Origin of the sequence: Pseudomonas sp. IT-P4 (assembly GCF_949767755.1) — a bacterium.
Classification (GTDB): Bacteria; Pseudomonadota; Gammaproteobacteria; order Pseudomonadales; family Pseudomonadaceae; genus Aquipseudomonas; species Aquipseudomonas monachiensis.
Map to the genome: position 1 here is coordinate 558,543 of NZ_CATKPX010000023.1, position 24,579 is coordinate 583,121.

Annotated in this window: 20 protein-coding genes; 15 read left to right on the top strand and 5 right to left on the bottom strand. The window is 60.6% G+C overall.

Annotation, left to right across the window (positions count from 1 at the left end; translation table 11 throughout):
- Window positions 1–127 precede the first annotated feature (127 nt).
- The 5 genes from dgcB to ACM6IT_RS09150 all read left to right on the top strand — a co-directional run bounded on the left by dgcB (window position 128) and on the right by ACM6IT_RS09150 (window position 6,086).
- Window positions 128–2,077, top strand: a complete 1,950-nt coding sequence (dgcB, locus tag ACM6IT_RS09130; protein WP_223541344.1) for a dimethylglycine demethylation protein DgcB — start codon at window positions 128–130, stop codon at window positions 2,075–2,077.
- Entirely contained in the window at window positions 2,077–3,297 is a 1,221-nt protein-coding gene (locus ACM6IT_RS09135) for an electron transfer flavoprotein subunit alpha/FixB family protein (RefSeq protein ID WP_056726572.1), read from the top strand. Before dgcB ends, ACM6IT_RS09135 begins: the two co-directional genes overlap by 1 nt.
- Before the next feature lie 15 nt (window positions 3,298–3,312).
- On the top strand, window positions 3,313–4,083 hold the full coding sequence (locus ACM6IT_RS09140; RefSeq protein WP_056726573.1) for an electron transfer flavoprotein subunit beta: 771 nt from the start codon (window positions 3,313–3,315) through the stop codon (window positions 4,081–4,083).
- A 45-nt stretch (window positions 4,084–4,128) separates the two neighbouring features.
- Window positions 4,129–4,695, top strand: a complete 567-nt coding sequence (locus ACM6IT_RS09145; RefSeq protein WP_414913431.1) for a GNAT family N-acetyltransferase — start codon at window positions 4,129–4,131, stop codon at window positions 4,693–4,695.
- A gap of 224 nt (window positions 4,696–4,919) precedes the next feature.
- Window positions 4,920–6,086: a retropepsin-like aspartic protease gene (locus ACM6IT_RS09150; protein WP_414917850.1), complete on the top strand. Its 1,167-nt coding sequence runs from the start codon at window positions 4,920–4,922 to the stop codon at window positions 6,084–6,086.
- A gap of 779 nt (window positions 6,087–6,865) precedes the next feature.
- Here ACM6IT_RS09150 and gbcA read toward each other — a convergent pair.
- Window positions 6,866–8,161, bottom strand: a complete 1,296-nt coding sequence (gene gbcA, locus ACM6IT_RS09155; RefSeq protein ID WP_056726576.1) for a glycine-betaine demethylase subunit GbcA — start codon at window positions 8,159–8,161, stop codon at window positions 6,866–6,868.
- 287 nt (window positions 8,162–8,448) lie between these two features.
- Between gbcA and gbcB the strand changes: the two genes are divergently transcribed.
- Window positions 8,449–9,549, top strand: a complete 1,101-nt coding sequence (gbcB, locus tag ACM6IT_RS09160; RefSeq protein ID WP_056726680.1) for a glycine-betaine demethylase subunit GbcB — start codon at window positions 8,449–8,451, stop codon at window positions 9,547–9,549.
- A 116-nt stretch (window positions 9,550–9,665) separates the two neighbouring features.
- On the opposite strand, the gene ACM6IT_RS09165 is transcribed toward gbcB, so the two are convergent.
- The gene (locus ACM6IT_RS09165; protein ID WP_056726577.1) at window positions 9,666–10,490 is read right to left on the bottom strand and encodes an SDR family oxidoreductase; all 825 of its coding nucleotides are present in this window, start codon (window positions 10,488–10,490) and stop codon (window positions 9,666–9,668) included.
- A 172-nt stretch (window positions 10,491–10,662) separates the two neighbouring features.
- Entirely contained in the window at window positions 10,663–11,703 is a 1,041-nt protein-coding gene (locus ACM6IT_RS09170) for a low specificity L-threonine aldolase (RefSeq protein WP_414913427.1), read from the bottom strand.
- Window positions 11,704–11,835: 132 nt separating this feature from the next.
- Between ACM6IT_RS09170 and ACM6IT_RS09175 the strand changes: the two genes are divergently transcribed.
- The 8 genes from ACM6IT_RS09175 (at window position 11,836) to fdhA (ending at window position 21,797) form a co-directional block, all read left to right on the top strand.
- Entirely contained in the window at window positions 11,836–12,612 is a 777-nt protein-coding gene (locus tag ACM6IT_RS09175; RefSeq protein ID WP_414917838.1) for a TraX family protein, read from the top strand.
- A gap of 190 nt (window positions 12,613–12,802) precedes the next feature.
- Entirely contained in the window at window positions 12,803–14,056 is a 1,254-nt protein-coding gene (gene glyA, locus ACM6IT_RS09180; protein WP_046039380.1) for a serine hydroxymethyltransferase, read from the top strand.
- Window positions 14,057–14,079: 23 nt separating this feature from the next.
- Window positions 14,080–15,330 (top strand): sarcosine oxidase subunit beta, encoded by a 1,251-nt coding sequence (locus ACM6IT_RS09185; protein ID WP_038981138.1) that lies wholly within the window; start codon window positions 14,080–14,082, stop codon window positions 15,328–15,330.
- Between the two features lie 14 nt (window positions 15,331–15,344).
- The gene (locus ACM6IT_RS09190; protein ID WP_056726580.1) at window positions 15,345–15,674 is read left to right on the top strand and encodes a sarcosine oxidase subunit delta; all 330 of its coding nucleotides are present in this window, start codon (window positions 15,345–15,347) and stop codon (window positions 15,672–15,674) included.
- Window positions 15,671–18,688, top strand: coding sequence for a sarcosine oxidase subunit alpha (locus tag ACM6IT_RS09195; RefSeq protein WP_414913424.1), 3,018 nt, complete (start codon window positions 15,671–15,673; stop codon window positions 18,686–18,688). Before ACM6IT_RS09190 ends, ACM6IT_RS09195 begins: the two co-directional genes overlap by 4 nt.
- Before the next feature lie 179 nt (window positions 18,689–18,867).
- The gene (locus ACM6IT_RS09200; protein WP_056726582.1) at window positions 18,868–19,500 is read left to right on the top strand and encodes a sarcosine oxidase subunit gamma; all 633 of its coding nucleotides are present in this window, start codon (window positions 18,868–18,870) and stop codon (window positions 19,498–19,500) included.
- 37 nt (window positions 19,501–19,537) lie between these two features.
- Window positions 19,538–20,395 (top strand): formyltetrahydrofolate deformylase, encoded by an 858-nt coding sequence (purU, locus tag ACM6IT_RS09205; protein WP_007981374.1) that lies wholly within the window; start codon window positions 19,538–19,540, stop codon window positions 20,393–20,395.
- A 202-nt stretch (window positions 20,396–20,597) separates the two neighbouring features.
- The gene (gene fdhA / locus ACM6IT_RS09210; RefSeq protein WP_414913423.1) at window positions 20,598–21,797 is read left to right on the top strand and encodes a formaldehyde dehydrogenase, glutathione-independent; all 1,200 of its coding nucleotides are present in this window, start codon (window positions 20,598–20,600) and stop codon (window positions 21,795–21,797) included.
- Between the two features lie 62 nt (window positions 21,798–21,859).
- Here fdhA and ACM6IT_RS09215 read toward each other — a convergent pair whose 3' ends face one another.
- Complete coding sequence (locus tag ACM6IT_RS09215) at window positions 21,860–22,897, bottom strand: RHS repeat-associated core domain-containing protein (protein WP_414917839.1); 1,038 nt, start codon at window positions 22,895–22,897, stop codon at window positions 21,860–21,862.
- A 226-nt stretch (window positions 22,898–23,123) separates the two neighbouring features.
- Between ACM6IT_RS09215 and ACM6IT_RS09220 the strand changes: the two genes are divergently transcribed.
- A complete protein-coding gene (locus ACM6IT_RS09220) occupies window positions 23,124–23,678 on the top strand; it encodes a DUF2780 domain-containing protein (protein WP_056726585.1) in 555 nt (184 codons plus the stop codon).
- A 1-nt stretch (window position 23,679) separates the two neighbouring features.
- Here the strand turns inward: ACM6IT_RS09220 and ACM6IT_RS09225 are convergent, their stop codons facing one another.
- Window positions 23,680–24,567, bottom strand: coding sequence for an acyltransferase (locus ACM6IT_RS09225; RefSeq protein WP_414917840.1), 888 nt, complete (start codon window positions 24,565–24,567; stop codon window positions 23,680–23,682).
- Between the last annotated feature and the right edge of the window lie 12 nt (window positions 24,568–24,579).

Genomic DNA, 24,579 nt, shown 5'->3' on the forward strand with positions numbered 1-24,579 from the left:
TGTGTAGGAGCTGCCGCAGGCTGCGATCTTTTGATCTTGTTTTTAAGATCAAGATCAAAAGATCGCAGCCTGCGGCAGCTCCTACGCCGACCGTGTTTCTCCAAGATGTACTGGTGGGAGCTTCACCATGTTGAACACCCTTCTTCCAATCCTGTTGTTCGCCGCCCTGGGCCTTGGTGTCCTGGGCGCGTTACGGCGGGTGGCCATGTGGCGCCGGGGCCGGGCTTCGAAAGTCGACCTGATCGGCGGCCTGTTCGCCATGCCCAAGCGCTACATGGTCGACTTGCACCATGTGGTGGCGCGAGACAAATACATTGCCAACACCCACGTCGCCACGGCCGGCGGTGCGGTGGCGTCCATCGTGCTGGCGATTCTGGTGCATGGTTTCGGCCTGCATAACCGTTTCCTCGGCTATGCGCTGCTGCTGATGACAGCGGTGATGTTCGTCGGCGCGATCTTTGTTTACCTGCGTCGGCGCAACCCTCCGTCGCGCTTGTCGAAAGGCCCGTGGATGCGCCTGCCGAAAAGCTTGCTGGCGTTCTCGGTCTCGTTCTTCCTGTTGACCCTGCCGGTGGCCGGGATCCTCCCGGAAAACTTCGGTGGCTGGCTGGTGGCGGCGGTTCTCGGGGTAGGCGTGTTGTGGGGCGTGTCGGAACTGTTCTTCGGCATGACCTGGGGCGGGCCGATGAAGCACGCCTTCGCCGGTGCGCTGCACCTGGCCTGGCACCGTCGCGCCGAACGCTTCGGTGGCGGTCGTTCCACGGGCCTCAAGCCTCTGGACTTGAACGACCCGACCGCGCCACTGGGCGTGGAAAAACCCAAGGATTTTACCTGGAACCAATTGCTCGGCTTCGACGCCTGCGTGCAGTGCGGTAAATGCGAAGCAGCGTGCCCGGCCTTCGCCGCCGGTCAGCCGCTGAACCCGAAAAAACTGATTCAGGACATGGTCGTCGGCCTGGCCGGTGGCACCGATGCAAAATTCGCCGGCAGCCCGTATCCGGGCAAGCCGATAGGCGAACACGGGGGCAATCCGCATCAACCGATCGTCAACGGTCTGGTGGACGCCGAAACCCTGTGGTCGTGCACCACCTGCCGTGCCTGCGTCGAGGAATGCCCGATGATGATCGAGCACGTCGATGCCATCGTCGATATGCGCCGCCATCTAACCCTGGAAAAAGGCGCGACTCCGAACAAGGGTGCCGAAGTCCTGGAAAACCTGATCGCCACCGACAACCCGGGCGGTTTCGCGCCGGGCGGGCGGATGAACTGGGCAGCAGACTTGAACCTCAATCTGCTGAGCGAAAAAAAATCCACCGACGTGCTGTTCTGGGTTGGCGATGGCGCCTTCGACATGCGCAACCAGCGCACCCTGCGCGCCTTCGTCAAAGTGCTCAAAGCGGCGAAAATCGACTTCGCCGTGCTCGGCCTCGAAGAGCGCGATAGCGGGGATGTGGCCCGACGTCTGGGCGACGAAGCGACCTTCCAGCTGTTGGCCAAACGCAACATCCAGACCCTGGCCAAGTACAGCTTCAACCGCATCGTCACCTGCGATCCGCACAGCTTCCACGTGCTGAAAAACGAGTACGGCGCCTTCGATGGCAACTACCTGGTGCAGCACCACAGCACCTACATGGCGGAAATCATTGATGCTGGCGCGCTGAACCTCGGTCAGCACAAAGGCGACAGCGTGACCTACCACGACCCGTGCTACCTCGGCCGCTACAACGGCGAATACGAGGCGCCGCGTCAGGTCCTGCGCGCCCTCGGGATCGAAGTGAAAGAGATGCAACGTTCCGGTTTCCGCTCCCGCTGCTGCGGCGGTGGTGGCGGCGCGCCGATCACCGACATTCCGGGCAAGCAGCGCATTCCCGACATGCGCATGGAAGACATCCGCGAAACCGGCGCCGAACTGGTGGCCGTGGGTTGTCCACAATGCACCGCGATGCTTGAAGGCGTGGTCGAACCCCGGCCGATGATCAAGGACATCGCCGAACTGGTGGCTGATGCGCTGCTCGAAGACGCCGCGCCGGGAAAGCCTTCGGCACCGGCCAAACGTGAACCTGCGGAGGTGCACTGATGAGCGACATTATCCGCCGCGACCCTCGGGCCGAATGGATTGCCCGCAACCGTCTGCACCCGCTGCACGCAGCCATGCAGCCGGCGCAACACAGCTGGATGGGGCCTAACGGCGTCATCCGCAAAAATCCCCATGGCATCGGTTTCATTGGTCCCAATGGCATCAAGCGTATCGACCGTAGCGGCGCTCAGCAGGGTGGAGCGACAAAACGTTCAGCCGCTGTTGAAGTGCAATTGCCGCTACATCAGGTGACCGCGCCGGCGTTTTACATCAGCGTGGTGCCGGACATGGTCGGTGGCCGCTTGAGCAGCCACGACCGTGACCTGCTGGGCCTGGCCCATCAACTGGCCGGCAAGGACGGCGCAGTGCTGGCCGTGGTGTTCGGCGAACACAAGGAAAACGCCTTCGCCACGGCAGGCGTCGACCGCCTGTTGGTGCTGGAAGGCGAAGAATTCAGCGGTTATGCACCGGAACAACGGGTCCAGGGGCTGCGGGCTGTGGATAACCAGTTCAGTCCGCGTCACTGGTTGCTGCCGGACAGCCGCAGCGGTGGTGGCGAACTCGGTCGACGTTTTGCCGCGGCACTGGGCGAGCGCCCGGCCACGCGGGTCTGGCAGGTCAAGGATCAGGAGTGCATCGGCCGCGCCGGCGCGGGTCTGCAAGATCTTGCCCGTCCGCTGGCGCGATTGATTCTGGCGGCTGTCGAGTGCGCCGAACCGGTCAGTGAAACCCGTCACGAAGCCTTGCCCGTGGAGTTATCCACAACCGTGGCGCGCAGCCTGTCGCGGATCGAAGATCTGGGCGCGGTGGCCGTCGATCCGGCGGCAATTCCCATGGCCGAAGCCGAGTTCATCTTCTCCGGCGGCAACGGGGTCAAGGACTGGGGCCTTTTCCACAGGACCGCCGAAGCCCTCGGCGCGACCGAAGGCGCATCGCGGGTGGCGGTGGACGACGGCTTCATGGCCCGCGACCGCCAGGTCGGCGCATCCGGTACCTGGGTCACCGCACGGGTCTATGTGGCGGTGGGGATTTCCGGGGCGATCCAGCACCTGCAAGGCATTGGTGCCTGCGACAAGGTGGTGGCGATCAACCTCGACCCCGGCTGCGACATGATCAAGCGCGCGGACCTCTCGGTGATCGGCGAGAGCGCGGAAATTCTTCAAGCCTTGATCGAGGCGGTAGAGGCTTACCGCAACGACGCCAAGCGCGATGCGGCTTAAGGGAAGGAAAGGGTTATGAGCACGAAAATCATCAGCCTGGTGTCCATCGGCGCCCACCCGACATCCGGTCGGCCGCGTCGCGCGGAGCAGGATGCGCGGGCGGTTGAACTGGGCCTGCAATTGGCTGGGGATAACTTGCAGGTGCTGCATGCCGGTGACATCGCCGAGCCAGCCTTGCGCGCTTACCTGGGCATGGGGCTTGAGCAACTGCATGTGCTGGAGCAACCCCAAGGCGCCGACGCGCTACCGGCGCTGACCGACTATTTGCGTGATGCCGGGGCGCAGGTGGTGTTGACCGGCAGCCAGGCGGAAACCGGTGAAGGCTCGGGCATGTTGCCCTTCCTGCTGGCCGAAAGTCTGGGCTGGCCGCTGGTGGTGGGGCTGGCGCAGGTCGAGTCCATCGATGGCGGTTCGGCGCTGGTGCTGCAAGCCTTGCCCCGTGGTCAACGCCGTCGCCTGAAGGTACGCCTGCCGTTTCTGGCGACGGTGGATAACGCCGCCCCCAAGCCTCGGCAAAGCGCTTACGGCCCGGCTCGACGCGGTGTGCTGCAAGCGCAGGACGTCGAGGTCATCGACGATGAACTGCTCGCGGTCGCCACTCTGCAACCGGCCAAGCCACGGCCCAAGCGCCTGAAGGTGATCAAGGCCAAGAGCGGCGCCGACCGCATGAAAGCCGCGACGGCCAAGGCCAGTGGTGGAGGCGGGCAGGTGCTTAAAGGCGTAACGGCCCAGGCCGGTGCCGAGGCCATCCTCAAATTGCTGATTGAAGAAGGTGTGGTCCGCTAACGCTTTCCTTCATGTGGACTGGATAAATCTGGCAGAGAAAAAATAATGGCAGTTGAATTTCGTTCGGCAGTGCGTGCGGACGCGCGCGCGATTGCGCGTCTGTTCCAGATTTCCTCAGAGGGCGCTTCGGATTACATCTGGAGCCAGTTGGCCGAGCCCGGTCAGGATTTGCTGGATGTAGGTGCCATTCGATACGCCCGGGACGACGTGGATTTCTCCTACCAGAACTGCCTGATTGCCGAGGCCGATGGTCAGGTCATTGGCATGATGCACAGCTACGCGATGCGCCACGATCCACTGGCTGTGCCGACGACCGACCCGGTACTGGCGCCTTACGCCGACATGGAGGTACCCGATACCCTGTACATCTCCAGCCTGGCCCTGCATGAAGGCTGGCGCAACCGGGGGCTGGGCGTGCAGTTTCTCGCCCATGCTCAAGAACGCGCCGACCAACTGGGGCTCAATGGCCTGAGCCTGATCGACTACGCCGCCAACGCTGGCGCCCGGCGTTTTTACGAGCGGCACGGTTTCGGGATCATCAAGACCTGCCAGATCACCCCTCATCCCATGATCCGCGTCAGCGGTGACGCCTATCTTATGCACAGGCCTTGAGCTTACTCGAGTGGGCGACCGGCGGCGGTTATCCACAACGCCACGAACCCTTGCTCTCGCCTCACGCCGACGAGGGCAGTGAGCTACAGTTTTCAATGCGCTGATCAGGGGTGCGGTACGCTTTCGGGAGCTTTCAGACATTCAGCGCTGACTCATAAAAACCGGTTTTTATGACTGGCCTGAATATGAAGACTTTCGCTCTTCTGGCGCTCTGTGCATCGGCCATGTGGTTATCCACAGGTGTGATCTCTGCCGCCCAGACAAATGCGCCTGTGGCTGACCAGGATTTTTACCGCTGGATAGACTCCGAACAGGGGCGCAGCGCGTCCCTGGCGCAACTGCGGCAACAGTGCGACAAGGTGCTGGATGCCGATAGACACCTCAGTTGCTCGGTAACTGTCTTCGCCAGATTGCTCGAAGCCAAGGCCGCCAACCAACTCCCTGAATACTACCTCGCGATCAAGGCCAGGCATGCCCGGGCGATTGCCGCCAGCGCCGATCTGAAGCCTCTGTTCTCCACGTTTGGCAGCAAATCACTGGCTATGCTGGCGGCGACTGGCGATTTCACGGTCAAGGGTTCGATGCGGCATGAGGTGCTGCCGCTCTATCCGTATGCCGGCGACTTTTACATCGCTGAACAAGTGCTGCCATTTATCGAGGTCGGCGCGGCCAATGGTGCCTCGGCGCGTTTTGTACTGGACACGGGGGCACCGCAAACCCGGGTCAACATCGACACCGCGAAACAGATGGGCATCAGGTTGTTGCCCGATGCTTTTTATCGCTACAGCACGTTTTATGGCGAAAAAGGCCTGGCTGCGAGGCTGGGCATTCTCCGGTCGCTGAAAGTCGGCACCCGTGAATTCAGGAACGTCCTGGTCTTTGTCAGCGACCGCGATAATCTGTTGGGGCTGGATCTGATCAGCAAGCTGGGGCGCTTGAAGATCACCAGCAGAACACTGGAGCTGGATCCACCGCCGGCCACAGGCTGTGATGCGTCGGTTGTCGTTAGCCGCCTGGATCTCAATCAACGGTTGGTGGTGGCCGCACAGCTGGATCGCCGGGCAACGCAGGCCATCATCGATACGGGAAATGTCGACTACCTGACGGCCTCGTCACCTGGCAGGCAACTCAGCGATGCGCAGGCGCTGACACCGGGAAGCTCGAGCGTTTCCACCAACGACAACAAGCGTTTCCAACGCTTCGACGGCGTATTGGCCCTGCAGGGCAACACCATGGCGGTTACCTACAAATACTACCCGGGCTTTACCATCCCGCCGGCGCTGATAGCAGGGCAATACGTCCCGTCGATATTGCTCGGATGGCGCGCGTTCAAAGACTTTGAATTGAACCTGGACCTGGATTCAGGTCATTCATGCCTCAATAAAGTCTGAACAACTCGGTGTTTACCCACAATCCCTGTTGGTGGTTCTGTGGATAACATGTTCGCCCCTCGCTACACCCCATATAGATCAAGCCCTGCAAGCCTTCGGTTAAAAAACAACCAGCCCTGTTCGTGGTTTTCCCAAGCTTTTTCAAGGGGATAAGTGCTGCTGGGGATGCAGACTTGCCCCCAATCTCTGTTGGCGCTTCTGTGGATAAGATGTTTGCTATCGGCTGTAGGCCTTACAAATAGCGGCTTTCATGGTTGTGATCAAAAAATGATCAATTGACGGTTGTGAGCCGTGGAATTGCACCTGAACGCCGGTTTATTGCGGGTTATGGCAGTTTTCCACAGCGTCTTCGAAGTTAACCCCAAAGTCTGTTGGCGCTTCTGTGGATAAGGTGTTTGCCATCCTCTGAAGGCCTTGTAATACGTGGCTTTCAGGTTATCGATCAAAAAATGATCAGTCCATCCGTGGAAGCATGCTTCTGGATAAGTCACGATTTTTCTTTGGGTTTTGTGAAGAAAATTTGCGGCCTTTCCACAGTTGTCCCCAATAGCTGTGGGTGGAGATGTGGATAACTTGTTTGCGGAAGGCTGGGAGGTGCGGCGGGCATAGGCCTGAACGAGATAGATCATATTTCGTACAGTTCTAAATGATCGGGGAAAGTGAGGCCGCTTTCGCGAGCAAGCCCGCTCCCACAATGACCGAGGCGTTCACAGGGTTTGTGTGCGCCACCGATCCACTGTGGGAGCGGGCTTGCTCGCTAAGCTTTTTGCTTTTGATGTTTAGCCGCTAACCGGAACCCCTTTCAGATACGGCGCAGGCTCGGCCCCCAGGTTGCTCAGCAGACGCTCGCTGTACCAGTCCACGAAGTTCACCACGCCAAACTCATAGGTCTTGGAGTATGGCCCAGGCTGGTACGCGGTGGAGTTGATGCCGCGCTGGTTCTCTTCGGCCAGGCGGCGGTCCTGGTCGTTGGTGGCGTCCCAGACCTGGCGCATGCGCTCCACGTCGTAGTCCACGCCTTCGACCGCGTCCTTGTGCACGATCCACTTGGTGGTGACCATGGTTTCCTGGGCGCTGATCGGCCACACGGTGAACACGATGATGTGGTCGCCCATGCAGTGGTTCCAGGAGTGGGGCAGGTGCAGGATGCGCATCGAGCCCAGGTCCGGGTTCTTGATGCGGCCCATCAGCTTGGCGCAGCCCTGTTTGCCGTCCATGGTCATCGACACGGTGCCCTTGAGCAGCGGCATGCGCACAATGCGGTTGCGCAGGCCGAAGCTGGCGTGGGCGTAAGGGATCTTCTCGGCTTCCCAGGCTGCGGCGGAGGCGGCGACGTGGTCCTTGAACGCCTGGTCGGCGCGCGGGTCGGTGACGTCGTCCCATTCCAGCAGGGTTTTGAGCAGTTCCGGGTGCGACGCGTTGCAGTGGTAGCACTCGCGGTTGTTTTCCAGCACCAGTTTCCAGTTGGCCTTTTCCATCAAGGTGGTTTGCACCGCCACCTTGGTGTTCTCCATGTCGTACGGTTCCATGTAGTGGTTGAGCGTCGACAGGAAGTCATCGATGGCCGGCGGGTTCTCCGCCAGGCTGATGAAGATGTAGCCGCCAGCGGTCTTCACGTTCACTGGCTTGAGGCCGTACTGGTTCATGTCGAAGTCGGCGCCCATTTCGGTGCCGGCGAACAGCAGGCGGCCGTCCAGTTCGTAGGTCCACTGGTGGTAGTGGCAGACCAGCTTGGCGACCTTGCCCTTGTCGCTGGTGCACAGACGCGAGCCACGGTGGCGGCAGACGTTGTGGAACGCATGCACCACGCCTTCGGCGCCACGGATCACGATGATCGGGTTCTTGCCGATCTGCAGGGTCAGGTAGTTGCCCTTGGCGGGGATCTCGCAGGTCATGCCGGCGATCAACCACTCTTTCTGAAAGATTTCCTGCATGTCGATATCAAACAGGCGCTCGTCGGAGTAAAACGGCTGCGGCAGCGAGAACGTGCGCTCGCGCTCTTGCAGCATCTGTGCAGTGGCCTTGCGTGCGGGTTCCAGCGGATCGCCCAGGCTGATTTTTGCGGTGACGTCCATCGATTTGATCCTCAAGGCCATTCTGTGTGGCCGGCGAAAGTGACTTGGCTACGGTTTGCTACGCAAGGTGTAAAAGGTTGTGTCTTGGTATGGGGCGAGTGTGGGGCCGGCGCTGGGCAGAACCTTATCCATGGGCGACATGGTGCAATCTGTTCCCGACGCGCAAGCCCCGGTAGCCGGGGGCTGGTCGCGATAAGCATGTCAATGTCGCAGATAGGTAAATGGATGGTTCGCGCTATACGCAGAATCGCCAACATGAAGGCCGGCAGTCGGCCGTGGAGATCAGCATGTCCAATAGTTTCCTGAATCCGGTAACCACCCAGACCTGGGCCAATGGTCGACACATCGTCCGTTGCGTCAAAGTCATCCAGGAAACCTGGGATGTGCGCACCTTTTGCTTCATGGCCGACCAACCGATCATGTTCTTCTTCAAGCCGGGGCAGTTCGTCACCCTTGAGCTGGAGATCGAAGGGCAGCCGATCATGCGCTCGTACACCATTTCCAGCTCGCCGTCGGTGCCGTACAGCTTTTCGGTAACCATCAAGCGCGTGCCGGGTGGCAAGGTGTCCAACTGGTTGCACGACACCCTGCACGAAGGCCAGGAGCTGGCGGTGCACGGGCCGGTCGGGCTGTTCAATGCCATGGACTTCCCGAGCCCGAAAGTCCTGTACCTGAGCGGCGGCGTGGGGATCACCCCGTGCATGTCCATGGCGCGCTGGTTCTATGACACCAACGCTAACGTCGACATGACGTTTATCCACAGCGCCCGCTCGCCCAAAGACATCATCTATCACCGCGAGCTGGAACACATGGCGTCGCGGATCGATAACTTCAGCCTGCACCTGATCTGCGAGAAGCACGGACTGGGCGAGCCATGGGCCGGTTATCGCGGTTACCTCAATCACAAGATGCTGGAGCTGATGGTTCCTGACTTCCTCGAGCGCGAAGTGTTCTGCTGCGGCCCGACGCCATACATGAACGCGGTCAAACGCTTGCTCGAAGCCGCTGGCTTCGACATGTCTCGTTACCACGAAGAGTCCTTCGGAGCGACCCCGCCAGAGGCGCGCGCCGACGCCGTGGAGCACGCCGAGCAAGCGGCCGACGCACCGGAGCTCGACGCGGCAGACCTGCATCAAGTGGAATTCACCGCCTCCGGCAAGAGCATCCGCGTGGCCCCGGGCGAGACCGTGCATGCGGCAGCGGCCAAGGTCGGCCTGCTGATTCCGAAAGCGTGCGGCATGGGGATTTGCGGGACGTGCAAGGTGTTGAAGCTGGGCGGCGAAGTGGAGATGGAGCACAACGGCGGGATCACCGAGGAAGACGAAGCCGAAGGGTTCATCCTGTCGTGCTGCAGCGTGCCGAAGGGGGATGTGCGGATCGAGTTCTAAACAGCGCCGATCTTCGCCCTGTAGGAGCAGCCGAAGGCTGCGATCTTTTGACTTTTTTACAATCAAGATCAAAAGATCGCAGCCTTCGGCAGCTCCTACGGGGCATGTGTAGAAAATCAGTCGACAAACAGATCCGTCATCAGCTTGTCGCTGCTGTCGGGCGCGAACCGATAGTGTTCGAACTCCGTCACACCGTTCTCCCGCAGTATCTCCTCATCAATCAGCAAGCGCCCGGTGATGCTGCGCCCGCTGCTGCCCAGAATCACATGCGCCGCATCCGCCATGATCGCTGGCAGGCGCGCATGCTTGAACGATTCCCTCGACCCCAGCTGAAACTCGATGGCGGCGGTGGCAATCATCGTCTGTGGCCACAGCGAGTTGACGCTGATCCCGTAGTTCTTGAATTCCTCACTCATGCCAAGCGTCAGCATGCTCATGCCGTACTTGGTGACGGTATAGGGGCTGTATTGGGCGAACCACTTGGTGGCCAGGTTCAGCGGAGGGGACAGGTTGAGGATGTGGCCACCGGACTTCTTCAGGTACGGCAACGCAGCCTGGCTGCACAGCAAGACGGCGCGGGTGTTGATCTGGTGCATCAGGTCGAAGCGCTTGAGTTCGAGGTGCTGGACCCCGGTGAGCTTGATCGCCCCGGCGTTGTTGATCAGTGCATCGATACCACCGAAATGTTCGTTGGCCTGGGCCAGGGCCTCACGTACGGCATCCTCCTCCCGCACATCCACTTGCAAGGCCAGCGCCTTGCCGCCAGCGGCTTCCACTTCCTTGGCCACACTGAAAATCGTGCCCGGCAGCTTGGCGTGGGGTTCGGCGCTTTTGGCGGCTATGACGATGTTGGCCCCGTCGCGTGCGGCCCGCAGCGCGATCTCGCGGCCAATGCCGCGGCTGGCGCCGGTGATGAACAGGGTTTTGCCTTGCAATGACATGCTGACGCTCCTGATTGTTGTTATGTGAGCGGTTCGGCTCGACAAACAATGTAGACGAAGTCTTCAGGTGCGAAAGTTTCCTGTAGGAGCTGCCGAAGGCTGCGATCTTTTGATCCTGAGCATCAAAAGATCGCAGCCTCGTTTCACTCGACAGCTCCTACAGGGGCGGGTGTCAGGCGGACATCACTTCGCGGATGTCCTTCGCCAGTTCCCGCACCCGCTCTTCCTCGGTGTCCCACGAGCACATGAAGCGTGCGCCGCCGTTGCCGATGAAGGTGTAGAAGCGCCAGCCCTTGGCGGTCAATGCGGCGATGGCCGGTTCCGACAGTTGCAGGAACACGCCGTTGGCCTGTACCGGGAACATCAGTTCAACGCCGGGAATGTCGCTGACCAGTTCGGCGAGCAATTGTGCGCAGTGGTTGGCGTGGTTGGCGTATTTGAGCCAGGCGTCGTTTTCCAGGATCCCGACCCACGGTGCCGACAGGAAGCGCATTTTCGAGGCCAGTTGCCCGGCCTGCTTGCAGCGGTAATCGAAGTCTTCGGCCAGTTTGTGGTTGAAGAACAGTATTGCCTCGCCCACCGCCATGCCGTTTTTCGTGCCGCCAAAGCACAGCACGTCGACACCGGCCTTCCAGGTCAGGTCAGCCGGGGTGCAGCCGAGGAATGCGCAGGCGTTGGAGAAGCGCGCGCCGTCCATGTGCAGGTTCAAGCCAAGCTCTTTGCAGGTGGCGCTGATGGCGCGGATTTCGTCCGGCGTGTAGACGCTGCCGACTTCGGTGGCTTGGGTCAGGGTCACGACGCGGGGTTTCGGGTAATGGATGTCCTGGCGCTTGAGCGCGACCTCGCGGATCGATTCCGGGGTCAGCTTGCCGTTTTCAGTGCGGGCGATCAGCAGTTTGGAGCCGTTGGAGAAGAATTCCGGGGCGCCGCATTCGTCAGTTTCGACGTGGGCGGTTTCCGAGCAGATCACGCTGTGGTAACTCTGGCACAACGACGACAACGCCAGCGAGTTGGCGGCGGTGCCATTGAAGGCGAAAAACACTTCGCAGTCGGTTTCGAACAGCTTGCGGAATCCGTCAGAGGCGCGGGCGGTCCACTCGTCGTCGCCGTATGCGCGTTGGTGGCCGTGGTTGGCCTGTTCCATGGCCGCCCAGGCTTCAGGGCAGATGCCGGAATAGTTGTCGCTGGCGAATTGTTGGCTCTTGTCGGTCATGGCCTGCTTCCGTGGTCGAGATGCCTATGGTGAAGCGTCCCGTGGTCAATGAGGGTGCGCACCGTACCCAAGATCGTCAGGTGGAGCACACTGGATGTCGCTGTCGGGAACATACACAGTCGAAGGGCAATTATGCACGTGACTATGTACAAGAGCATGTACAAGAGCATGTACAAGAGCATGCACGAGGCCATGCACCTAAAGCCGCGCGATGGGGCACTGGATCTGCTCAAGTGGCTGGCGCTTTTGAGCATGGTGCTCGATCACCTGCGATATGTCGGTTATTCCGCCGATTTGTTGTATGTGCCGGGGCGCCTGGCGTTTCCGTGGTTCTGCCTGGCGATGGCGGTCAATCTGGCGCGAAAGCCTGTTGTGGTAAACGCCGGGCATTGGCGCTATCTGGGCTGGTTGTTGCTGTTTAGTGCGGTGAGTGAAATTCCTTACCGGATGTACATTCCTAATCCCGACACCTTGAACGTACTGCCCACCCTTGCCTTGGGCTTGCTGGTGGTTCGTGGCTGGCAGCAGCCGGTACTTGCGTCGCGCCTGCTGGCGGTGGGCGCGTTGCTGTTGGCAGGGTTTTTCTCCCAGCGATTGATGTTCGGGTTCTTTGGCGTGCTGTTGCCACTGGCGATGTTGCTGGTACTGCAACGGCCCTGGTATTTCGCGCTGTTGGCGGGGTTGGTATGCCTGGCGGCCAATCAGTGGCAGGTGCTGTATTACGCCGCTCGTCTGGGCAATTTCACGGCGATTCCGGCCATCGTCGCGTGTCTGATTGCGCCATGGCTCGGGCTGTTCTTGTTGCGACATGCAATGGACGTAAAACCACCACCGATGCGGCGCTGGGCGTATGCGCTCTATCCATTGCATTTCCTGGTGTTGCTTGCAGTGCGTCAGGTTATCGCCTGACCCTGCGGCAGCTCCTACAGAGGCATGCGTAACACCGTATGGCAGTCCATGTCGTAAACGCACCTTTGCGTGGCGCCCGTAGGCATTTGACCCTTTGAAGCCAGTCATACCATCGCTACCAAAGGGCACTGCCGAAATGCCAGTGCCTTACCGAGACGAATGGCGCAAAGATGCCGCTGGGAGAGACGCGATGTTCAGCAAGCAAGACCAGATCCAGGGTTACGACGATGCACTGCTGGCGGCGATGAATGCCGAGGAGCAACGCCAGGAAGATCACATCGAGCTGATCGCGTCGGAGAACTACACCAGCAAGCGCGTGATGGAAGCGCAAGGCAGCGGTCTGACCAACAAATATGCCGAAGGCTACCCGGGCAAGCGCTACTACGGTGGCTGCGAGCACGTCGACAAGGTTGAGGCGCTGGCCATCGAGCGCGCCAAGCAACTGTTCGGCGCCGATTACGCCAACGTGCAGCCGCACTCCGGTTCCTCGGCCAACAGCGCCGTGTACCTGGCCCTGCTGCAAGCCGGCGACACCATCCTCGGCATGAGCCTGGCCCACGGCGGTCACCTGACCCACGGCGCCAAAGTGTCGTCCTCGGGCAAGCTGTACAACGCCGTGCAGTACGGCATCGACACCAAGACCGGTCTGATCGATTACGACGAAGTCGAGCGTCTGGCCGTCGAGTGCAAGCCGAAGATGATCGTTGCCGGCTTCTCGGCCTACTCCAAGACCCTCGACTTCCCACGCTTCCGCCAGATTGCCGACAAGGTTGGTGCACTGCTGTTCGTCGACATGGCCCACGTGGCCGGTCTGGTCGCTGCCGGCCTGTACCCGAATCCGCTGCCGTACGCCGATGTGGTCACCACCACTACCCACAAGACCCTGCGCGGTCCACGTGGCGGCCTGATCCTGGCCAAGTCCAACGAAGAAATCGAGAAGAAGCTCAACGCGGCAGTTTTCCCTGGTGCCCAGGGCGGCCCGCTGATGCACGTGATCGCCGGTAAGGCGGTGTGCTTCAAGGAAGCGCTGGAGCCTGGCTTCAAGGTTTACCAGCAGCAAGTGATCGACAACGCCCAGGCCATGGCCGGCGTGTTTATCAAACGCGGCTACGATGTAGTGTCCGGCGGTACCGACAACCATCTGTTCCTGGTCAGCCTGATCCGTCAGGGCCTCACCGGTAAAGAGGCAGATGCCGCTCTCGGTCGCGCCCACATCACTGTGAACAAGAACGCTGTCCCGAACGATCCACAGTCGCCGTTCGTGACCTCGGGCCTGCGCATCGGTACCCCGGCGGTCACCACTCGCGGCTTCAAGGTGACCCAGTGCGTCACGCTGGCCGGCTGGATCTGCGACATCCTCGACAACCTCGGCGACGCCGATGTCGAGGCCAATGTCGCCGAGCAAGTGGCAGCCCTGTGCGCGGACTTCCCGGTTTATCGCTGAGTGCGGTTTTGGAGTAAATGACTATGCAACGCTACTCGGGCTTCGGCCTCTTCAAACACTCTCTCAGCCATCATGAAAACTGGCAGAAAATGTGGCGCACGCCGACCCCTAAAAAGGTCTACGACGTGGTCATCGTCGGCGGTGGCGGGCATGGTCTCGCCACGGCCTACTACCTGGCCAAGGAGCACGGCATCACCAACGTGGCCGTGGTCGAGAAAGGCTGGCTGGGCGGTGGTAACACTGCGCGCAACACCACCATCGTTCGCTCCAACTACCTGTGGGACGAGTCGGCGCACCTGTACGAACACGCGATGAAACTGTGGGAAGGCCTGTCCCAGGACCTGAACTACAACGTGATGTTCTCCCAGCGTGGCGTCTACAACCTGTGCCACACCCTGCAGGACATCCGTGATTCCGAGCGTCGGGTCAGCGCCAACCGCCTCAACGGCGTGGACGGTGAACTGCTCGATGCCAAACAGGTGGCCGACGAGATTCCGTACCTCGACTGCTCCAAGAACACCCGCTACCCGGTGATGGGCGCTACCGTCCAGCGTCGCGGCGGCGTGGCCCGGCACGATGCCGTGGCCTGGGGCTTTGCCCGTGCCGCTGATGCCTTGGGCGTGGACCTGATTCAACAAACCGAAGTGATCGGGTTCCGCAAGGAAAACGGCGTGTGCATCGGCGTTGAAACCAACAAAGGCTTTATCGGCGCCAAGCGCGTCGGCGTAGTGACCGCCGGTAACTCCGGGCACATGGCCAAGCTCGCCGGTTTCCGCCTGCCGATCGAATCGCACCCGCTGCAGGCGCTGGTGTCCGAGCCGATCAAGCCGATTATCGACAGCGTGATCATGTCCAACGCCGTACACGGCTACATCAGCCAGTCCGACAAGGGCGACCTGGTGATCGGCGCCGGTATCGACGGCTACAACGGCTACGGCCAGCGTGGTTCGTACCCGGTGATCGAGCACACCGTCCAGGCCATCGTCGAGATGTTCCCGGTGCTGTCGCGGGTACGCATGAACCGTCAGTGGGGCGGCATCGTCGACACCACGCCGGACGCATGCCCGATCATCTCGAAAACCCCGGTACCGAACATGTTCTTCAACTGCGGTTGGGGCACCGGCGGCTTCAAGGCCACACCTGGTTCGGGCAACGTGTTTGCCGCGAGCCTGGCCAAGGGTGAAATGCACCCACTGGCCGCACCTTTCTCCATCGACCGTTTCCACAACGGTGCGTTGATCGATGAACACGGCGCTGCTGCGGTTGCCCACTAACAGGAGAAATCCCCATGTTGCATATCTTCTGTCCTCACTGCGGCGAGTTGCGCTCCGAAGAGGAATTCCACGCATCCGGCCAGGCGCACATCCCGCGTCCACTGGATCCGAACACCTGCACCGACGAGGAGTGGGGCGACTACATGTTCTTCCGCGATAACCCGCGCGGTCTGCACCACGAGCTGTGGGATCACGTCGCCGGTTGCCGTCAGTACTTCAACGTCACCCGTGACACCGTGACCTACGAGATTCTCGAAACCTACAAGATCGGCGCCAAGCCACAATTCACCGACAAGACCGATAGCCCGAAAGCGGCCAGCACGGCTCTGGGAGAGAAGGTATGAGCCAGATCAATCGCCTGTCCAATGGCGGACGGATCGACCGCAACAAAGTCTTGACCTTCACCTTCAACGGCCAGAACTACAAAGGCTTCGAAGGCGATTCCCTGGCCGCTGCTCTGCTGGCCAACGGCGTCGACATCATCGGTCGCAGCTTCAAGTATTCCCGTCCGCGCGGCATCTTCGCCGCCGGCGCCGAAGAGCCGAACGCGGTACTGCAGATCGGCGCCACCGAAGCCACGCAGATCCCGAACGTGCGCGCCACGCAACAGGCGCTGTACCAAGGCCTGGTCGCCACCAGCACCAACGGCTGGCCGAGCGTCAACAACGACATGATGGGGATTCTCGGCAAGGTCGGCGGCAAGCTGATGCCACCGGGTTTCTACTACAAAACCTTCATGTACCCGCAATCGTTCTGGATGACTTACGAGAAGTACATTCGTAAGGCTGCCGGTCTTGGCCGCTCGCCGACCGAGAACGATCCGGACACCTACGACTACATGAACCAGCACTGCGACGTGCTGATCGTCGGCGCCGGCCCTGCCGGCCTGGCCGCTGCACTGGCCGCTGCGCGCAGCGGTGCCCGTGTGATCCTGGCTGACGAACAGGAAGAGTTCGGCGGCAGCTTGCTCGACTCCCGCGAAAGCCTCGACGGCAAACCGGCGATGGAGTGGGTGGCCAGCGTTATCGACGAACTGAAGAACACCCCGGACGTGCTGCTCTTGCCGCGCGCCACCGTAAACGGCTATCACGATCACAACTTCCTGACCATTCACGAGCGTTTGACCGATCACCTCGGCGACCGCGCACCGATTGGCCAGGTGCGTCAGCGCATCCACCGGGTCCGCGCCAATCGCGTGGTACTGGCGACCGGCGCTCACGAGCGTCCATTGGTCTACGGTAACAACGACGTGCCGGGCAACATGCTCGCCGGCGCCATCTCGACTTACGTGCGTCGTTACGGCGTGGCACCGGGCAAGAAGCTGGTGCTGTCGACCAACAACGACCACGCCTACCGCGTTGCCCTGGATTGGCTCGATGCCAGCCTGCAAGTGGTGGCTATCGCCGATGCCCGCAGCAATCCGCGTGGTGCGCTGGTGGAAGAAGCCCGCGCCAAAGGCATCCGCATCCTCACCGGCAGCGCCGTGATCGAGGCCCGTGGCAGCAAGCGCGTGACCGCTGCCCGTGTGGCCGCCATCGACGTCAAAGCCCACACCGTGACCAGCCCGGGCGAATGGCTCGACTGCGATGTGGTCGCCAGCTCCGGTGGCTACAGCCCGGTGGTTCACCTGGCTTCGCACCTGGGCGGCAAGCCGACCTGGCGCGAAGACATCCTCGGTTTCGTACCGGGCGAAGCACCGCAGAAGCGCGTGTGTGTCGGTGGCATCAACGGCGTCTACGGCCTTGGCGATTCCCTGGCCGATGGTTTTGAAGGAGGCGCTCGCGCCGCCGCTGAAGCCGGATTCCAGACTGTCGAAAGCGTACTGCCGAAAGCCCTGAGCCGTCTCGAAGAGCCGACCGTGGCGCTGTTCCAGGTGCCCCATGAAAAGAACACCGCCCGGGCGCCGAAGCAATTCGTCGACCTGCAAAACGACGTCACCGCCGCCGCCATCGAACTGGCGACCCGCGAGGGCTTCGAGTCGGTCGAGCACGTCAAGCGCTACACCGCGCTGGGCTTCGGTACCGATCAGGGCAAGCTTGGCAACGTCAACGGCCTCGCCATCGCTGCCCGCTCGCTGAACGTGACCATCCCGCAGATGGGCACCACCATGTTCCGCCCGAACTACACGCCGGTGACTTTCGGCGCCGTGGCCGGTCGTCACTGTGGGCACATCTTCGAGCCGGTGCGTTACACCGCACTGCATCAATGGCACCTGAAAAACGGCGCCGAGTTCGAAGACGTCGGCCAGTGGAAACGTCCTTGGTACTTCCCGAAATCCGGTGAAGACCTGCATGCCGCCGTGAAGCGCGAATGCAAAGCCGTGCGCGACAGCGTCGGCCTGCTGGATGCTTCGACCCTCGGCAAGATCGACATCCAGGGCCCGGATGCGCGTGAGTTCCTCAACCGCGTCTACACCAACGCCTGGACCAAGCTCGATGTGGGCAAGGCGCGTTACGGCCTGATGTGCAAAGAAGACGGCATGGTCTTCGACGACGGCGTGACGGCTTGCCTGGCCGACAACCACTTCGTCATGACCACCACCACCGGCGGCGCGGCTCGTGTTCTGCAGTGGCTGGAGCTGTACCACCAGACCGAATGGCCGGACATGAAGGTGTACTTCACCTCCGTCACCGACCACTGGGCGACCATGACCCTGTCCGGGCCGAACAGCCGCAAGCTGCTCGCTGAAGTCACCGACATCGACCTGAGCAGCGAAGCCTTCCCGTTCATGACCTGGAAAGAAGGCCTGGTGGGTGGTGTGCCGGCGCGGGTATTCCGGATTTCGTTTACCGGTGAGCTGTCGTACGAAGTCAACGTGCAAGCCGACTACGCCATGGGCGTGCTGGAAAAAATCGTCGACGCTGGCAAGAAGTACAACCTGACCCCGTACGGCACTGAAACCATGCACGTGCTGCGGGCGGAGAAGGGCTTCATCATCGTCGGCCAGGACACTGACAGCTCGATGACCCCGGACGACCTGAACATGGGCTGGTGTGTCGGTCGCACCAAACCGTTCTCGTGGATCGGCTGGCGTGGCATGAACCGTGAAGACTGCGTGCGTGATCAGCGCAAGCAACTGGTTGGGCTGAAGCCGATCGATCCGAACAAATGGCTGCCAGAAGGCGCGCAACTGGTGTTCAACACCAAGCAAGCCATCCCGATGACCATGGTGGGTCACGTGACTTCCAGTTACCTGCACAACTCCCTGGGCTATTCGTTCGCCATGGGCGTGGTCAAGGGCGGGTTGCAGCGGATGGGCGAACGAGTGTTCGCACCGCTGGCCGACGGCAGCGTGATCGAGGCGGAAATCGTTTCTTCGGTGTTCTTCGATCCGAAGGGCGAACGCCAGAACGTTTGATGGCTTCAAGGCTTGTGAGTGGGCATTGACACCGAGTCGGCCCATTCGCGAGCAAGCCCGCTCCCACAGGGGAATGCGGTCAAATGTGGGAGCGGCGGTGCGACGATTCGCCTTGCTCGCGAAGGCGGTAGTGCAGCCACCACAAGGCCGGAACCAACAGAATTCAGGAAAGGTGCTTTATGACCGCAGCCAATGTTTACCAACAACGCCCAACCTCCGGGGCCAAGGCCGAGTCGTCGTTGCATCACGCCGACCTCGCCAGCCTGGTGGGCAAGGGTCGCAAGAACGCCGGCGTGATCGTGCGTGAAAAGAAACTCCTCGGCCACCTGACCATCCGTGGCGATGGCCACGATGCAGCATTCGCCGCAGGCGTGCACAAGGCCCTGGGCATTGAGTTGCCCGGCGCACTGAGCGTCATTGTCAAAGGCGAAACCAGTCTGCAATGGATGGGGCCGGATGAGTGGCTGCTGATCGTGCCGACCGGTGAAGAACTGGTCGCCGAGCAAAAACTGCGCAAAGCGCTGGGCGATTTGCACATTGCGATCGTCAACGTCAGCGGCGGCCAACAACTCCTCGAACTGAGCGGCCCGAACGTGCGCCAGGTGCTGATGAAGTCCACCAGCTACGACGTGCACCCGAACAACTTCCCGGTGGGCAAGGCCGTCGGCACGGTGTTCGCCAAATCGCAACTGATGATCCGTCACACCGCCGAAGACACCTGGGAACTGCTGATTCGTCGCAGCTTCTCGGATTACTGGTGGTTGTGGTTGCAGGACGCTTCTGCCGAGTATGGCCTGAGCGTGCAGGCCTGATCACCACCTCTACCGATTTCTCAGGAGTCACCGCATTATGAGCCGCGCCCCAGACACATGGATTCTGACCGCCGACTGCCCCAGCGTACTCGGCACCGTGGACGCGGTGACCCGCTTTCTGTTCGAGCAGGGCTGCTACGTTACCGAGCACCATTCCTTCGATGACCGGCTCTCGGGCCGTTTTTTCATTCGTGTGGAATTCCGCCAGCCTGACGGTTTCGACGAGCAGTCCTTTCGCGCGGGCCTGGCCGAGCGCGGTGAAGCCTTCGGCATGATCTTCGAACTGACCGCGCCGAACTACCGGCCGAAAGTGGTGATCATGGTTTCCAAGGCCGATCACTGCCTCAACGACTTGCTCTATCGCCAGCGCATCGGCCAGTTGTCGATGGACGTGGCCGCCGTGGTCTCCAACCACCCGGACCTCAAGCCACTGGCCGACTGGCACCAGATTCCGTACTACCACTTCCCGCTGGATCCGAACGACAAGCCGTCGCAAGAGCGTCAGGTGTGGCAGGTGATCGAAGAATCCGGTGCGGAACTGGTGATCCTTGCGCGCTACATGCAAGTGCTGTCGCCGGAGCTGTGCCGCAAGCTCGATGGCAAGGCGATCAACATTCACCACTCCCTGCTGCCCGGGTTCAAGGGCGCCAAGCCCTACCACCAGGCCTACAACAAGGGCGTGAAACTGGTGGGCGCCACCGCGCATTACATCAACAACGACCTGGATGAAGGCCCGATCATTGCCCAGGGTGTCGAGGCAGTGGACCACAGCCATTACCCGGAAGACCTGATCGCCAAAGGGCGGGATATCGAGGGGCTGACGCTGGCGCGGGCGGTTGGGTATCACATTGAAAGACGCGTGTTCCTTAACGCGAACAGAACAGTCGTTCTTTAAATCGCCATCGCGAGCAAGCTCGCTCCCACAGGGTTTTGTGTCGTTCATAAACCTTTTGTCCACCCTGGTCCATTGTGGGAGCGAGCTTGCTCGCGATGAGGCCCTTACAAGCAACACAAGACACACAGGCAATAACCCAAGCACTTAACGCGCTGCCTGCCTGGGCAACGCGGTTCCATAAAAACAACAGCGAGGTGAAAGCATGTCTGGCAATCGTGGTGTGGTGTATCTCGGCAATGGCAAAGTCGAAATACAGAAAATCGACTATCCAAAAATGCAGGACCCGCGCGGCAGGAAGATTAACCACGCTGTCATCCTGCGTGTGGTTTCCACCAACATCTGTGGTTCCGACCAGCACATGGTGCGTGGCCGTACTACCGCTCAAACCGGCCTGGTACTGGGCCACGAGATCACCGGTGAAGTGATCGAGAAGGGCAGCGACGTCGAGAACCTGCAAATCGGCGACCTGGTGTCCGTACCGTTCAACGTGGCTTGCGGGCGCTGCCGTTCCTGCAAGGAAATGCATACCGGCGTGTGCCTGAGCGTCAACCCGGCGCGTCCGGGCGGTGCTTATGGTTACGTCGACATGGGCGACTGGACCGGTGGCCAGGCCGAATACGCCATGGTGCCGTACGCCGACTTCAACCTGCTGAAACTGCCGGATCGCGACCGTGCGATGGAAAAAATCCGCGACCTGACCTGCCTCTCCGACATCCTGCCGACCGGCTATCACGGTGCCGTGACCGCTGGCGTCGGCCCGGGCAGTACCGTATACATCGCCGGTGCCGGTCCGGTCGGCCTGGCGGCGGCCGCTTCCGCTCGCCTGTTGGGTGCGGCGGTGGTGATCGTCGGTGACGTCAACACCGTGCGCCTGGCCCACGCCAAGGCCCAGGGCTTCGAGATCGCCGACCTGTCCCTGGACACGCCGCTGCACGAACAAATCGCCGCACTGCTGGGCGAACCGGAAGTGGATTGCGCTATCGACGCCGTCGGCTTCGAAGCCCGTGGCCACGGCCATGACGGCGTGAAGCACGAAGCGCCGGCCACCGTGCTCAACTCGCTGATGGGCGTGGTGCGTGTGGCAGGCAAGATCGGCATCCCTGGCCTCTACGTGACCGAAGATCCGGGTGCTGTCGACGCTGCCGCGAAAATGGGCAGCCTGAGCATCCGCTTCGGCCTGGGTTGGGCCAAATCCCACAGCTTCCACACCGGCCAGACCCCGGTGATGAAGTACAACCGCGCGCTCATGCAAGCGATCATGTGGGACCGCATCAACATTGCTGAAGTGGTGGGGGTGCAGGTGATCAGCCTGGATCAGGCGCCGCAGGGGTATGGCGAGTTTGATGCGGGTGTGCCGAAGAAGTTTGTGATTGATCCGCATAAGATGTTTAGTGCGGCGTAGTTTTATTTGAGGCATAAGAAGGGCGACTTGATGTCGCCCTTCTTATGCCAGATAGTGCCAAATCATAGGGTCGGGCCTTTCGCCGTTGATCGAATCTCCTGGTTGAGAGTTTGACGGTAAGCGCTTGGATTATCACGTCTAAACGAGCCATGGCGTTTGAATGACATGTCATTGTACGCAGAGGAGAAGAAGGTGATTTCTCCTTCGTGTGCGCCAGTGCCAGCGATGTAATCTTTACCTGCTTTTTTCTGTTGAATGTCTTTTACGTAGACTTTCAATACGACTGCACGTTGATTTTTTATTAGATGATCACGTGCATAGCTCTGGGCGTCTTCTAATTTCGTTGCTACATAGAAACCCGCTGAAATGCTGCCAGTGTTGTCTCCAATAAAGTCTTCGTTAACTCCATTGTTTAAAATGCTTTTCGCACCAGTTTCCGACGTTCCGTGGTATCCGACGAGAGAATCCGTGCCGGGAGGTAAGGGGGGCTTTTTAAGAGATGACGGTGTCCTGAGTCCCAGTATGTTTTTAAGACCCTTTATTGGGTTGTATCCTCGAGGAAAGATGGAGAAGTGTCCCGTGGAGTCACTCCGGTTACGCGGATCCCCCGAGCAATACGCATACGCATTCACCCTACCTACCCCAAACGGACTCCAACTGTCCGGGCTGTTAAACCGCATCAGCACCGGGTTAAACGCCCGATAACCATTCCCCAACAAATAACACCCTGTCACCGGATCCGGCCGTTCTCCGTTGAAGCCGAGCAGACTGAGTAAGCCGCTTTCCGCAGGGCGATGACCATAGGGTGAGTAGGCGAGGGGATGCGGCCGAGCTACATCAAGTACATTCAAAACCGAACGCTGTTGATCAGTGGCAAGCAAGCACGTTTCCCTGGCCCCACTCTGACGCTGCTGCTGAGCCAGCAATTGATCGTCGTGCTGCATGATCGAACGCTGCATCGCGTCTTGAATCTCGGTAGCCAGACGATCTTTCAGGTAAAAGCGCCGGGTGGGGGCTTGCGCAGAGGGAGTGCAATCAACCAGACGATCCAGCGGGTCGTAGTGGTAGCGGCAGAGCAACGTTTCGCGATGGGTGAGCATGGCCGGGGTTCCTGAATGAGTTTGTCGATTCAGGGTTTTACTGTGGCGCATTCGAACAGAGCCGCCTACTAGCAGAACTGATAGTGCTGCAGGCTTCAGGGCTGCTTTGTGACGAGCGGATGGGAAATGGGTGGAAGCCTGAGGAACATGCCGGCGTTTGCCCGGTCAAATCGGCAGCTTTGCGCCCGTAAGCCGGGCGTTTTTCATGAAACAAGAGGATGTCTGAATGAAGATTTCACGCGGTTTTGCATTGGCATCACTCCTGACCCTGTCCGCCAGCCCGGCCTTTGCACAGTTCAGCCTGGGCGATGCGGCCAATGCCATTGCCGGCATGAAGGGCGGTGACGCAGCTGCGACCGCCGCACCGACGCCGCAGACAGCCGATCTGTTGAGCACTCTCAGTGAACTGGACATCACCCCAGAGCAAGCCATTGGCGGTGCCGGGGCGATGCTGGGGCTGGCGAAGAACCAGTTGAGTTCGACCGACTACTCGCAACTGGCCAAAAGCGTGCCGGGCATCGACATGCTCTCGGGCGGCGGTGAGTTGGGCGCACTGGCCGGTCTGCTTGGCTCCAGCGGCAAAGCGGCAGGGCTGGATAACGCCCTGGGCAACGTCAAGGACACCAACGACCTGAACAATGCCTTCAGCGCCTTGGGCATGGACAGCGGCATGATTGGCCAGTTTGCCCCGGTGCTCCTGCAATACTTCGGTCAGCAGGGCGTCGGCGGTACGCTGCTGAGCAGTCTGGGCAGCATCTGGGGCGCTGGCGCCGGTAGCTGATTCAGCGGCATCCGGCGCGCAAGGCGTCGATGCGTCGGTCCTTCTCGATCCAGAGCTGGTTGACCCAGTTCTGGACCTTCTCGCGAAATACAGGATCGTTTTCGTAATCGCCCTGCCACAGCGCCGGGTCGAGTTCGCGGGTCTGGATATCGATGATGACCCTCGGCACATTGCCGCTGATCAAGTCCCAGAACCCCGGAATCTTCTGCTGCGGGTAAACCACCGTCACATCGAGAATCGCGTCCAGCTGTTCACCCATCGCCGCCAGCACAAAGGCCACCCCGCCAGCCTTGGGCTTGAGCAGGTGATTGAACGGTGACTGCTGCTGGGCACTTTTGGCCGCCGTGAAGCGGGTGCCTTCCAGATAGTTGACCACTGTTACCGGTTGGCGCATGAACAGTTCGCAAGCCTGTCTGGTGATTTCCAGATCCTTGCCGGCCAGTTCCGGGTGCTTGGCCAGGAACGCCTTGCTGTAGCGCTTCATGAACGGGTAATCCAGCGCCCACCACGCCAGGCCCAGGAAGGGTACCCAGATCAGTTCTTTCTTGAGGAAGAATTTGAAGAACGGCGTGCGCCGGTTCAGCGTCTGGATCAGCGCCGGGATGTCGACCCAGGATTGATGGTTGCTGATCACCAGATATGAAGTGTCGCGACGCAGATCGTCACCGCCGCGGATGTCCCATTGGGTGGGGATACACAGGCGGAAGATCAGCTTGTCGATCTCCGACCAGGTCTCGGCGATCCACATCACCGACCAGGAGGCGTAATCGCGAAAACGGCCGGGCAGGACCAGCTTGAGCAGGGCAAACACCATCAACGGCCCGATCAGGACCAAGGTGTTGAGCACAAGCAGCAGGGTCACGAAACAGCCGGTGAGCAGGCGGCGCATAAGTCACTCGTG